The sequence below is a fragment of the Bacillus sp. ms-22 genome, assembly GCF_009759805.1.
Classification (GTDB): Bacteria; Bacillota; Bacilli; order Bacillales; family Bacillaceae; genus Bacillus; species Bacillus xiamenensis.
On the sequence record NZ_CP046653.1, the window covers coordinates 1,467,699 to 1,480,235 of the forward strand.

General features: G+C 41.7%; 12 protein-coding genes, 1 pseudogene and 1 other annotated feature. Of the genes and pseudogenes, 12 read left to right on the forward strand and 1 reads right to left on the reverse strand.

The genetic code is table 11. The features are described 5' to 3' along the window. Positions 1-13: 13 nt before the first annotated feature. Positions 14-742, reverse strand: a complete 729-nt coding sequence (locus GPA07_RS07615; protein WP_157292292.1) for an amino acid ABC transporter ATP-binding protein — start codon at positions 740-742, stop codon at positions 14-16. Between the two features lie 224 nt (positions 743-966). Here GPA07_RS07615 and GPA07_RS07620 point away from each other — a divergent pair, with 224 nt between their 5' ends. From GPA07_RS07620 to greA, 12 genes and pseudogenes are all read left to right on the forward strand, one after another. After that, a complete protein-coding gene (locus tag GPA07_RS07620; protein ID WP_157292293.1) occupies positions 967-2,031 on the forward strand; it encodes an AI-2E family transporter in 1,065 nt (354 codons plus the stop codon). Positions 2,032-2,074: 43 nt separating this feature from the next. After that, positions 2,075-2,283 (forward strand) — a binding site (T-box leader). An 81-nt stretch (positions 2,284-2,364) separates the two neighbouring features. Next, entirely contained in the window at positions 2,365-5,001 is a 2,637-nt protein-coding gene (gene alaS, locus GPA07_RS07625; RefSeq protein ID WP_157292294.1) for an alanine--tRNA ligase, read from the forward strand. A gap of 88 nt (positions 5,002-5,089) precedes the next feature. After that, positions 5,090-5,356, forward strand: coding sequence for an IreB family regulatory phosphoprotein (locus GPA07_RS07630; protein WP_008358522.1), 267 nt, complete (start codon positions 5,090-5,092; stop codon positions 5,354-5,356). A gap of 3 nt (positions 5,357-5,359) precedes the next feature. After that, on the forward strand, positions 5,360-5,776 hold the full coding sequence (gene ruvX / locus GPA07_RS07635; RefSeq protein ID WP_008358520.1) for a Holliday junction resolvase RuvX: 417 nt from the start codon (positions 5,360-5,362) through the stop codon (positions 5,774-5,776). Between the two features lie 15 nt (positions 5,777-5,791). Next, complete coding sequence (locus GPA07_RS07640; RefSeq protein WP_157292295.1) at positions 5,792-6,073, forward strand: DUF1292 domain-containing protein; 282 nt, start codon at positions 5,792-5,794, stop codon at positions 6,071-6,073. A 179-nt stretch (positions 6,074-6,252) separates the two neighbouring features. After that, positions 6,253-6,534 (forward strand): annotated as a pseudogene (locus GPA07_RS07645) (hypothetical protein); the annotation flags it as partial. Between the two features lie 56 nt (positions 6,535-6,590). Further along, entirely contained in the window at positions 6,591-7,673 is a 1,083-nt protein-coding gene (gene mltG / locus GPA07_RS07650) for an endolytic transglycosylase MltG (RefSeq protein WP_008358515.1), read from the forward strand. 213 nt (positions 7,674-7,886) lie between these two features. Beyond that, the gene (locus GPA07_RS07655; RefSeq protein ID WP_008358513.1) at positions 7,887-8,552 is read left to right on the forward strand and encodes an O-methyltransferase; all 666 of its coding nucleotides are present in this window, start codon (positions 7,887-7,889) and stop codon (positions 8,550-8,552) included. Continuing rightward, positions 8,549-9,478 (forward strand): peptidase U32 family protein, encoded by a 930-nt coding sequence (locus GPA07_RS07660; RefSeq protein ID WP_157292296.1) that lies wholly within the window; start codon positions 8,549-8,551, stop codon positions 9,476-9,478. Before GPA07_RS07655 ends, GPA07_RS07660 begins: the two co-directional genes overlap by 4 nt. A 20-nt stretch (positions 9,479-9,498) precedes the next feature. Beyond that, on the forward strand, positions 9,499-10,767 hold the full coding sequence (locus GPA07_RS07665; RefSeq protein WP_008358509.1) for a peptidase U32 family protein: 1,269 nt from the start codon (positions 9,499-9,501) through the stop codon (positions 10,765-10,767). A gap of 7 nt (positions 10,768-10,774) precedes the next feature. Further along, entirely contained in the window at positions 10,775-11,407 is a 633-nt protein-coding gene (gene udk, locus GPA07_RS07670) for a uridine kinase (protein ID WP_008358507.1), read from the forward strand. Positions 11,408-12,052: 645 nt separating this feature from the next. Next, positions 12,053-12,526, forward strand: a complete 474-nt coding sequence (gene greA, locus GPA07_RS07675) for a transcription elongation factor GreA (RefSeq protein ID WP_008358505.1) — start codon at positions 12,053-12,055, stop codon at positions 12,524-12,526. Positions 12,527-12,537: the final 11 nt, after the last annotated feature.

The following is a 12,537-nucleotide window of genomic DNA, read 5'->3' on the forward strand; positions in this document are numbered from 1 at the left end:
AAAACATTCCCCCTTAGTGATTTAAAATACGGCTTAAAAAGAGCTGAGCGCGTTTCTCGCGCGGTTTTTCATAAAATGCAGCCGGTGTTGATTCTTCAAGGATTCGCCCTTCATCAATAAAAACAATGCGGTCAGCCACTTCCCGGGCAAATCCCATCTCATGCGTGACAACAACCATGGTCATTCCTTCTCTGGCCAGCTGTTTCATCACATCTAGTACCTCACCGATCATTTCCGGATCAAGCGCAGACGTCGGCTCATCAAAAAGCATGACCTCAGGCTTCATCGCGAGCCCCCTTGCAATGGCAACACGCTGCTGCTGTCCTCCTGATAGTCTTGAAGGATAAGTGTCTGCTTTATCAGGAATCCCAACTTTATTTAAATAAAATTCAGCTGTTTCTCTTGCTTCTGCCTTGCTTACTTTTTTGACCTTCATAGGCGCAAGCATAATGTTTTCAAGCACTGTCTTATGAGGATAGAGATGAAAGTGTTGAAACACCATCCCGATATTTTGCCTGACTTGATTGATGTTTGTTTTTGGATGCTGGACAGGGCCTTCGTTGACAAGTACTTTTCCTTCATCAATGCTTTCAAGACGATTGATGCACCTGAGCATCGTGCTTTTACCGGATCCTGAAGGACCGATGATCACAACAACCTCACCCTTTTGAATATGTAGGTTAATGTCTTTGAGTACGTGGAACTGGCCATAATGCTTGTTGACTTCTTCGAATGTGATCATGAAGAACCTCCTCTTGTGATTATTTGGCTAAAGTGGATTCTAGCACACCTTGTGTAAAAAGAAGTAAATAATGGAATATTATCTGACGAGATTTTACAGCAAACAGTGACTTTGGTTGGAGCTGTATGTTTCATATGTATTCATTTTTAACGAAGTTAGGACAAATTTTATTTACATGGATAATTGCAGAAGTTGGTTAAACAATAAGAAAAGAGGTGAAAAAGGTGAAGAAACGTCCGATCGAGTTTCTGATATATGCTGCAGGTGTACTGCTTGTCCTTGCATCCTTACTCATTTTGGTTCAGCTCGACGAGTTATGGATGCCTATTTTTTTATTGCTCAAAGCGGTTTTGATCCCGCTTCTTATCGCTATTTTTATTTCTTACCTTCTTTATCCTATTGTTGAAAGGCTGCACAAGCGAGGCTTGCCTAGAACGGTCAGTCTCTTATTGATTTATGTGCTGTTTTTTGGAGGAATTGGTTTTGCTGTGTATAAAGGGGCACCTGTTTTAATCGCTCAATTAAATGAATTGTCAGAGCAAATTCCTGTGCTTGCGGAAACGTATAATGGCGCTTTATCTCATGTTCATCGTCATACAAGCCATTGGCCTGACGGACTGCACGATCGGCTTGATCGTTTTATTGTCCAATCGGAGACATATGCAGCAAATGGGGCAGAGCGAATGATTCTTAGCTGTAAAGTGCTGCTTGATTACGCCTTAGTTGCGGCACTCATCCCTTTTCTTGTCTTTTATATGGTGAAAGATATGAACACGATGAAGCGGGCGGCATGGTATTTAACGCCGCCAAACTTTCGGAAAAGGGGTCATGCCTTTGTGAAAGCAGTGGATGACTCACTTGGGGATTATATTAGAGGACAGCTGCTTGTCTGTTCTTTAATTGGGGGAACAGCTGCCGTTGTTCTCTGGCTGTTTCATATCCCGTACCCCCTTGTATTAGGTATGTTCATCGGTGCAACGAATGTGATCCCGTATTTTGGTCCAATTATTGGTGCCATTCCTGCTGTATTTATTGCTTTTACCATCTCAGTTAAGTCGGTCCTTATTGTGCTGATTACAGTGGCAGTGCTTCAATTTTTGGAAAGCAATGTTCTTAGTCCGATCATCGTTGGGAGAAGTCTGCATATGCATCCTGTCGTCATTATGCTTGTGTTACTCGCTGGAGGTGAGCTGTTTGGCTTAATGGGCATGATTTTAGCAGTGCCGTCCGCAGCCATTATCAGGGTCATCATTGTGCAATATATCTACATGAGACGAAGCGTTCATTGACAAGACGAGCCGAGTTGTCTATAATAATTTCGATTCATACATATTGAATTCAATGACGGACCCGAGTACGTTAAAAAGCTGTTGCAGAGAGAGGCTTTATGTTGCTGAGAAAAGCCTTATCAGACCTTTAACGGAAGCTAGTCCCGAGTGCAGATAAACACTGCCGCTCTCTTCCAGCGTTATCGGATGTGAAGGTGATAGACGAATAGGTCTATAATCAGGGTGGTACCGCGAGAACATCTCGTCCCTGTGTAAGTAAATGTATGCTTGCATAGGGCGGGATGTTTTTTCGTTTGTGTGAAGATTGATGAAATGAAAAGGGAGGATTTTTGAATGAAAACTTTAACTTCAGCTCAAGTACGTCAAATGTTTTTAGACTTTTTTAAAGAAAAAGGACATGCTGTCGAACCGAGTGCGTCTTTAGTACCTCACGATGACCCAACACTTTTATGGATTAACAGCGGAGTTGCGACATTAAAGAAATACTTTGATGGCCGCGTTGTGCCTGACAATCCGCGTATTTGCAACGCACAAAAATCGATTCGTACGAATGACATTGAAAATGTAGGGAAAACAGCACGCCATCATACGTTTTTTGAAATGCTCGGCAACTTCTCGATTGGTGACTATTTTAAAGAAGAGGCCATCGAATGGGCTTGGGAGTTCCTCACAAGTGACGAGTGGATTGGTTTTGATCCGAATTTGTTATCTGTTACGGTACATCCAGAGGATGAAGAAGCGTATGTTCTTTGGAGAGATAAAATTGGTATCCCTGAAGAACGGATTATTCGTCTAGAGGGGAACTTCTGGGATATTGGCGAGGGGCCAAGTGGTCCGAATACAGAAATTTTCTATGACCGCGGCGAAGCATATGGTCACGATATAAACGATCCAGAATTATATCCAGGCGGGGAAAATGAGCGTTATCTAGAAGTGTGGAATCTCGTTTTTTCTGAATTTAACCATAATCCAGATGGTACATACACGCCGCTGCCGAAGAAAAACATTGATACAGGAATGGGTCTTGAACGTATGGTCTCTGTCATTCAGAACGTGCCAACGAACTTTGACACCGATCTATTCATGCCGATTATCCGTGCAGTAGAAACGATTTCTGGAGAAAGCTATGGTGAGTCGAAGGAGAAGGACACAGCCTTTAAAGTCATTGCTGACCACATTCGAACAGTTGCCTTTGCTGTCAGTGACGGAGCACTACCTTCTAACGAAGGCCGCGGCTATGTATTAAGACGTTTGCTGCGCCGTGCTGTGCGTTATGCAAAAACGATCCATATCCACCGTCCGTTTATGTATGATCTAGTACCAGTTGTTGCGGAGATCATGAAGGACTTCTATCCAGATGTTCAGGCAAAAGAAGAATTTATTGCAAAAGTAATCAAAAATGAAGAAGAACGTTTCCATGAAACACTGAATGAAGGGTTAGCCATTTTGTCAGAAGTGATCAAAAAAGAAAGAGACAATGGCAGCTCACAAATTTCAGGTGAAGATGTGTTTAAGCTGTATGACACATACGGATTCCCTGTCGAGCTCACAGAAGAATATGCAGAAGATGAGAACATGACAGTCGATCGAGAAGGCTTCCAGGCAGAGATGGAGAAGCAGCGTGAACGCGCGAGAAATGCAAGACAAGATGTTGGCAGTATGCAGGTTCAAGGCGGGGCTCTAGGCGATATTAAAGCCGAAAGCACCTTTGTTGGTTACGAAAACTTAACTGCGGATTCTCGTATTATCGAATTGCTTCAAAACGGTGAAATTGTCGCAGAAGCACACGAAGGGGAAACGGTACAAATCTTATTAGATGAAACACCTTTCTATGCGGAAAGCGGCGGACAAGTTGCGGATAAAGGGACGTTAAAAAGTGCTGAAGTCATCATTGACATCAAAGATGTGAAAAAGGCGCCAAACGGTCAGCATGTCCATGAAGGGGTCGTCGTAAGCGGTACCGTTCAAAAAGGAATAGAAGTGACTGCAGAAGTCGAATCAGCTCTTCGAAAAGGCATTGTGAAAAATCATACAGCGACGCATCTATTGCATCAGGCGCTCAAAGATGTATTAGGCAGCCACGTCAATCAAGCAGGTTCACTTGTGAACGAGAACAGACTTCGCTTTGATTTCTCTCACTTTGGACAAGTGACAAAAGAAGAATTGTCACAGATCGAAAAAATCGTCAACGAAAAGATTTGGGAAGGGATTTCGGTTGCGATTGACCTGAAGCCAATTGCTGAAGCAAAAGAAATGGGCGCAATGGCGCTGTTTGGCGAGAAGTATGGCGATATCGTCCGTGTTGTGCAAGTAGGCGATTACAGCATCGAGTTATGCGGCGGCTGTCACGTCCAAAACACTGCGGAGATCGGTTTGTTTAAAATTGCATCTGAATCGGGTATTGGTGCTGGAACACGCCGTATCGAAGCTGTCACTGGCAAAGGGGCTTATGAAGAATTAAATGACCAGCTGGCCATTTTAGAGCAGGCAGCGAGTGTGCTGAAATCAAATACGAAAGATGTACCAAAACGCATCGCTTCCTTGCAGGCCGATTTAAAAGAGGCTCAAAGAGAAAACGAATCCCTTCTTGCGAAATTAAGTCAGGCAGAAGCAGGCTCTATTTTAGAAAAAGTAACAGAAGTCGGCGGAGTAAAAGTGTTAACGGAAAAAGTAAACGCCAAAGACATGAACCATTTAAGAACAATGGTCGATGACTTAAAAGCCAAATTAGGTTCAGCTGTCATTGTACTTGGATCCGTTCAAAATGGAAAAGTAAACATTTCAGCAGGTGTAACAAAAGACGTTATTGAAAAAGGTCTTCATGCAGGAAAGCTTGTCAAGCAGGCAGCTGAAATCTGCGGAGGCGGCGGAGGCGGACGCCCAGATATGGCACAAGCAGGCGGGAAACAGCCAGAAAAGCTTGAAGAAGCATTAGCAACTGTCGAAGAATCTGTCAAATCCGTTTTATAATCAGTCAATGTAGTGTAGAATAATGGTATTAGATGAGCGGTTAGAAAAAGCTTGCTAGTAGAATGTTGGAAGAGAGGTGCAAGAAGCAGTGAGTTCATTTGATAAGACAATGAAGTTTAACTTCTCTGATGATTCAGCTGAAACCAATGTGAATGAAGTGCTCATTACAGTTCATGACGCACTCCAAGAAAAAGGATACAACCCGATCAATCAAATTGTCGGATACTTGCTGTCAGGCGACCCTGCTTATATTCCAAGACATCAGGATGCACGCAACCTAATTCGTAAACTAGAACGAGACGAATTAATTGAGGAATTGGTTAAATCGTACTTAGAGACACATAAAGAGGCGTAAAACATGAGAATTTTAGGCTTAGATTTAGGCACGAAAACCCTTGGTGTTGCGATCAGTGATGAAATGGGATGGACAGCGCAAGGGATTGAAACAATTAAAATTGATGAAGCAGGCGGAGACTTTGGTCTCAGCCGCCTGTCTGAGATTATCACGCAATACGGAGCAGATAAAATTGTACTGGGCTTTCCAAAGAATATGAACGGTACGGTCGGTCCAAGAGGCGAGGCCAGCCAATCATTTGCGAAAGTGCTAGAAAACACGTACAATGTTCCTGTTGTGCTTTGGGACGAGCGCCTGTCGACAATGGCAGCGGAAAAAATGCTCATCTCTGCAGATGTGAGCAGGCAAAAGCGCAAAAAAGTCATTGATAAAATGGCCGCTGTTATGATCCTTCAAGGATATTTAGACAGCTTAAATTAAAATGAGGTGAATCAAATGGAACACGGAGAAAAGCAAATTACAATCGTTGATGATAATGGAAATGAACAGCTTTGCGAAGTACTATTTACTTTTGAAAGCGATCATTTTAACAAATCATATGTCCTTTACTATCCAATTTCTGAACAAGATAACGAAGAAATTGAAATTCATGCATCAAGCTTCACACCAAACGAAGATGGTGAAGATGGCGAGCTAGAGCCAATTGAAACGGATGAAGAGTGGGACATGATCGAAGAAACGTTAAATACGTTCTTAGATCAAGAAGAAGAAGAATAGAACAAATAAAAGGCCTGTGAGCATGATCTAAACGATCGTTCTTCACAGGTCTTTTTTTATAGTCAATATGTTAACTTTTATGTACTTTGTGTTGACATAAGTCGCTCAACTTTTTACTTATTAAAAAGAATCGAGTGAGGGGCATGAATATTGAACATTCAAGAGATGATGCAAATGGCATTAATGAAGCGTTTACGCTCAAAGTAGCACTGATTGCACTTGCGCTTGGTATACCTTATGACCGGATCAATAGAAGGGGCGGTGCGCTTTGTCTTGGGCATCCATACAGCGCCTCGGGAGCTGCTATGATGGTGAGATTATTTTATGAAGCGCACGGCTTACCGAAAGGGAGCTATGTCGTATCTGGCATTGGCAGTGGCGGCGGTGTGGGCTTAGCTGTCTTGCGGTGTGGGCTTAGCCGTCTTATGGCAAGTTCTGTCATGACATGCATGAGCAAGTAATTGCCGAACTCCGTCGAATCATGTACTATAAAGGCTAGATGTGAGGAGGGCCATGCATGTTTTCAGAACAAAAGAAACGACCATTTTTTAAACGAAAAATGGGGATCGTCCTGTTATCTGTACTTGCTGTGATCATCATTGCAGCATTATCAGGTTTTCTATATGTTAAATCAGCACTCGGACCGGTCGATCAAAAAAGCAAACAAACGATTAATATTCATATTCCAAATGGGACATCAGTCAGCGAGATTGCAGGCATTTTAAAAGAAAATGGGCTTATTTCAAATGACACGATCTTCACGTACTATGCAAAATACAAAAAAGCGTCCGGCTTTAAAGCGGGCTATTTTCATCTCAAACAAACAATGGATGCAGATCAGCTCATTCAAAAGCTGACCTCTGGCGGTACAGATTATGCCTTTCAGCTTGTGATTCCTGAAGGGAAAAAGCTGTCTGATATTGCAACCATTATTGCGAACCAGACGAATTTCACAGCGAAGGAAGTTGAAGCGAAGCTCGATGACCCAGCGTTTATTAAAAAAATGATGAAAAAATACCCGAAAACGGTGACGTCACAGGTGAACGGAAAACAGATCAAACATCCGTTAGAGGGATATTTATTCCCTGCTACGTATCCGTTTTATCGCGAGGATGAATCACTCGAAACGGTCATTGACACCATGATTAAACAAACAGATCAATATGTGAAAACGTATGAAAAAGACATGAAAAAGCGAAACATGTCCATCCATGATGTATTAACGATGGCATCGCTGATTGAAATGGAAGCAACCGAAAAGACAGACCGGGCAAAAATCTCAAGTGTGTTTTATAATCGGCTGAAAAAGGATATGCCGCTTCAAACAGATCCAACGATTCTTTATGCACTTGGGGAGCATAAGTCGCGCGTCTATTACAAAGACCTAAAGGTGAAATCTCCTTATAATACGTATACCAACAAAGGACTGCCGCCAGGTCCGATTGCAAATGCTGGTGAATCTTCTTGGAAAGCAGCACTCCATCCAGAGAAAACAGATTTTGTTTATTTCCTAGCGAAGAAAAATGGAGAAGTCGTCTTTACGAAAACGTTAAATGAGCACAACAAAGCGAAAGCGAAATACATCACAGGCAGCAATTAACGCCCATGTGAGAGGAAAAAGACTGTAGACAATTGTTTAGATTGCCTACAGTTTTTCTCGTTGGAATATCTATTTTATAGATTCGCAATTACCACTTCTTTGTGGTAAAATATATCGGGTTGTTTTTACTTAGATGAACGAAAGATTGACGAGAAAGAGAGCTGCAGCAGGCAGGACTCTTCTTTTTCAGGTCATGAAGGAGCTAGACATATAATGACAATCGAAGATGATCAAATAAATGATTATATTGAACATTTAATTGAGCCGAGTCCTGATGCAATCGCTCAATTAGAGGAATATGCAAAAGAGCATCATGTGCCAATTATGGAAAAGGTGAGCATTGAACTTTTACTGCAGCTCCTTTCCTTGAAAAAACCGAAGAAGATTCTTGAGGTTGGGACAGCCATTGGCTATTCTGCGATTCGAATGGCGTCAGCTCTGCCAGATGCTGAGATTTACACGATTGAGCGAAATGCGAAACGGTATGAAGAAGCGACGAGGAATATTGAGGAATTACATTTCAAAGATAGAATTCACGTGTTCTTTGGCGATGCCATGGAATCGGCTAAAACAGTCCAGACGATGGCGCCATATGATGTCATTTTCATTGATGCGGCAAAAGGACAGTATCAACGCTTTTTCGAGCTGTTTGAACCGATGCTGTCTGATGACGGAATGATTATCACAGACAACGTATTATTTAAAGGTTTAGTTGCGACGAATTATGAAGAAGACATTGAAGATAAACGGAAAAAACAATTAATAGGAAAAATTGATCGATACAATCAATGGCTGATGTCAAACCCTGATTACCAAACATGTATCATTCCTGTTGGAGATGGGATCGCGATTAGTACAAAAAGAGGTGACCAATCATGAAAAAACCAGAATTGCTTGTGACGCCAAGCAAGGTATCGGATGTACTGCCACTAATTGAGGCGGGAGCAGACGCATTTTTAATCGGCGAACAAACATACGGGATTCGTCTTGCAGGTGAGTTTTCAAGAGAAGATGTGAAACAAACGGTTCAGCTCGCACATGCACATCACAAAAAAGTATATGTGGCAATGAATGCGATCTTTCATAATGACCGGGTTCAACTGCTTGGAGATTATTTAACCTTTCTCGATGGATTAAACGTGGATGGTGTGGTCTTTGGAGACCCGGCAGTGATTATGGCTGCAAAGGAAACCGGTGTGAGCCTGAATCTTCATTGGAGTACAGAAACGACTGGGACCAACTATTACACTTGTAACTACTGGGGCAGAAAAGGCGCAACGCGTGCTGTTCTTGCCAAAGAACTCAATATGGACAGCGTGATCGACATCAAAGAAAACGCTGAAGTGGAAATTGAAATTCAAGTCCACGGCATGACATGTATGTTCCAATCGAAACGTACACTCATTGGCAACTACTTTGAATATCAAGGCAAGCAAATGAACCTGGAAGGCAGAAATATGGAGGAAGGACTATTCCTTCACGACAAGGAGCGTCAAAACAAATATCCTATTTTTGAGGATAAAAATGGCACACACATTATGAGTCCAAATGATGTATGTATGATTGACGAATTAGAAGAATTTGTCGACGCAGGCATTGACTCTTTTAAAATTGACGGAATTTTAAAGTCACTTTCATATATGACAGAGGTGACATCACTATACCGAAAAGCAATCGATTTACTCACAACTGACAAAGAAGCCTATGAAGATCAGAAAGACGAGTGGGTACAGCGAATTGAAGAGATTCAGCCTGTCAACCGCCCAATCGATACAGGATTCTTTTTTAAAGAAACGGTTTATTAATAGAAAAGGAGGCAGAAGAAATGACACTTTTAAAGGATGGAATTTCTGAGATGATTGATGGAAAACGTGTCATTACGAAAAAACCAGAACTGCTTGCACCAGCAGGAAACTTGGAAAAGCTGAAAATTGCTGTACATTATGGAGCAGACGCTGTCTTTATTGGCGGGAAAGAATTTGGACTGCGTTCAAATGCAGATAACTTTTCAATTGAAGAAATGGCAGAAGGCGTCGCATTTGCAAATAAATACGGTGCGCGAATTTATGTGACAACGAATATTTTCGCCCACAATGAAAATATGGACGGGCTGGAAGAATACCTACAAGGGATTGAAAGTGCTGGTGTAGCGGGCATTATTGTTGCTGATCCACTCATCATTGAAACGTGCAAACGCGTGGCACCAAAGCTTGAAGTTCATTTGAGCACCCAGCAATCTCTTTCAAATTGGAAAGCGGTTCAGTTTTGGAAGGAAGAAGGGCTTGAGCGTGTGGTTCTTGCACGTGAAACAAGTGCCCAAGAGATTAGAGAAATGAAAGAAAAAGTCGATATTGAAATCGAAACGTTCATTCATGGTGCAATGTGTATTGCTTATTCTGGCCGGTGCGTCCTTAGTAACCATATGACAGCGAGAGATTCGAACCGCGGCGGTTGCTGTCAATCTTGCCGCTGGGATTATGACCTTTATAAACTAGAAGGCTCTGAGGAATCACCGCTGTTCAGCGAAGAAGACGCACCATTTGCAATGAGTCCAAAAGACTTAAAGCTGATCGAATCCATACCGCAAATGATCGAAATGGGGATTGACAGCTTAAAGATCGAAGGACGAATGAAATCCATTCATTATGTGGCTACGGTCGTGAGTGTGTATCGTAAAGTCATTGATGCTTATTGTGCTGATCCAGACCATTTTGTTATTCAGCAAGAATGGTTAGACGAATTAGATAAATGTGCCAACCGTGACACAGCACCTGCCTTTTTCGAAGGTGTACCAGGAACGGATGAACAAATGTTTGGTGTACACGGAAAGAAAACGACATTTGATTTCGCAGGTCTTGTGCTCCATTATGATGAAAAAGAACAAATCGTTACCTTGCAGCAGCGTAATTTCTTTAAACCAGGCGATGAAGTTGAATTCTTCGGTCCCGAAATTGAAAATTTCACCTGCAAAATTGATACCATTTGGGACGAAAAAGGAAACGAGCTTGATGCTGCTCGTCACCCGCTTCAAATTGTGAAGTTTAAGCTTGATCAAAAAGTATACCCTAGCAACATGATGAGAAAGGGGAAATAACCAGCACATGGGGAAAAAACCAGTGGTGATTGGCATTGCGGGCGGCTCGGGTTCAGGTAAAACGAGCGTCACCAATTCGATCTATGAAAAATTTAAAGGACATTCAATCCTCATGCTTCAGCAAGATTTATATTATAAAAATCAAAGTCATATGCCATTTGAAGAGCGCCTGCTCACAAACTATGATCATCCGCTTGCATTCGACAATGACCTGATGATCGAGCATGTAGAACAGCTGCTAAGGTACGAGTCCATTGAAAAACCAATTTATGATTTTAAACTAAACACACGTTCAGAAGAGACAGTACATGTTGAACCGAAGGATGTCATCATCGTTGAAGGGATCTTTGCGCTTGAAAATGAGCGTCTTAGAAACTTAATGGATATTAAACTGTATGTGGATACTGATGCAGATCTTCGAATCATTCGCCGTATTTTACGCGATACGAAAGAAAGAGGTAGGTCTATTGATTCAGTGATTGAACAATACGTATCTGTCGTCAGACCGATGCATAATCAATTCATTGAACCGTCAAAACGATATGCAGACATCATCATCCCAGAAGGCGGCCAAAATCATGTGGCCATTGATTTAATGGTGACAAAGATTCAAACGATTCTTCAAAACCGCGGAGAGTAGATGAAAAGACCTTTACACCGTAAAGGTCTTTTCAGCATAATAATCACGTAGAAAAGATACGTAACCAATATTTTACTTATTTCTGCTAGTAGATTTTCGTTCAGCATTGGAGAAGCATACCTTGCATGCAAGATTTGATATGATAGGAAAACAATCATTCGAAGCGGAAGTGGAAAAATGGCGATGGCAAGCTGAACGTTGTAGTGATTCCTAGTTTGTAAAAGTATATTAAAAAAACGACAAACAAATCATCACAAATTTTCAAACAATTCTTGATCAAAATGCAATTTTGTAATAATATAGCATAGACATATCGTACACTGACCATATTATGTATTGGAAGTTGGAGAATGGATAAGCTATTCTTCTACATATGATCGAAATGGCCGAACGAGGTACAGGAGCTTCCTGTGCCTTTCCACAGTTTGTGCGATAAAGATAAATGATCTTTAGACCGCTGCTGGGTCCTGCTAGATAAAAGGCATAATAGTTGCATCTAAAAGGGACGCCATGTAAGATGGACTTTTACGAATATGGGACAGACGGAATGAGGGCCTGAACGTGTCCTCATTCTTGTATATTTCAGTCGTCACTCACATGCAGAAAGCTTGCATGATGAGGATTAATAGAAGGAGTGAATGATTCATGGCACAAGAGAAAGTATTTCCAATGACAGAAGAAGGAAAGCGTAAATTAGAAGAAGAGCTTGAATATTTGAAAACGGTTAAACGTAAAGAGGTTGTAGAGCGTATTAAAATTGCTAGAAGCTTTGGGGACCTCTCTGAAAACTCGGAATATGATTCTGCGAAAGAAGAGCAAGCGTTTGTAGAAGGGCGTATTACTACGCTTGATAATATGATTCGTAATGCCAAAATTATCGAAGATGAAGGGAATTCAAATGTTGTTTCACTTGGTAAAACGGTGACATTCGTTGAATTGCCGGATGGAGAAGAAGAATCTTATACAATTGTCGGAAGTGCAGAAGCTGATCCGTTTGAAGGCAAAATTTCAAACGACTCACCAATTGCGAAAAGCCTGTTAGGCAAACAAGTAGATGACAAAGTCACCGTTCAAACACCAGGCGGAGAAATGTTCGTCCAAATTGTAAAAATTTCATAATCACGTTTATA

Bases quoted from the DNA above. Each gene is read 5' to 3' on its own strand.
- GPA07_RS07615 (WP_157292292.1), bottom strand. From the start codon at position 742: ATGATCACATTCGAAGAAGTCAACAAGCATTATGGCCAGTTCCACGTA.
- alaS (WP_157292294.1), top strand. From the start codon at position 2,365: ATGAAAACTTTAACTTCAGCTCAAGTACGTCAAATGTTTTTAGACTTT.
- ruvX (WP_008358520.1), top strand. From the start codon at position 5,360: ATGAGAATTTTAGGCTTAGATTTAGGCACGAAAACCCTTGGTGTTGCG.
- GPA07_RS07640 (WP_157292295.1), top strand. From the start codon at position 5,792: ATGGAACACGGAGAAAAGCAAATTACAATCGTTGATGATAATGGAAAT.
- mltG (WP_008358515.1), top strand. From the start codon at position 6,591: ATGTTTTCAGAACAAAAGAAACGACCATTTTTTAAACGAAAAATGGGG.
- GPA07_RS07655 (WP_008358513.1), top strand. From the start codon at position 7,887: ATGACAATCGAAGATGATCAAATAAATGATTATATTGAACATTTAATT.
- GPA07_RS07660 (WP_157292296.1), top strand. From the start codon at position 8,549: ATGAAAAAACCAGAATTGCTTGTGACGCCAAGCAAGGTATCGGATGTA.
- GPA07_RS07665 (WP_008358509.1), top strand. From the start codon at position 9,499: ATGACACTTTTAAAGGATGGAATTTCTGAGATGATTGATGGAAAACGT.
- udk (WP_008358507.1), top strand. From the start codon at position 10,775: ATGGGGAAAAAACCAGTGGTGATTGGCATTGCGGGCGGCTCGGGTTCA.
- greA (WP_008358505.1), top strand. From the start codon at position 12,053: ATGGCACAAGAGAAAGTATTTCCAATGACAGAAGAAGGAAAGCGTAAA.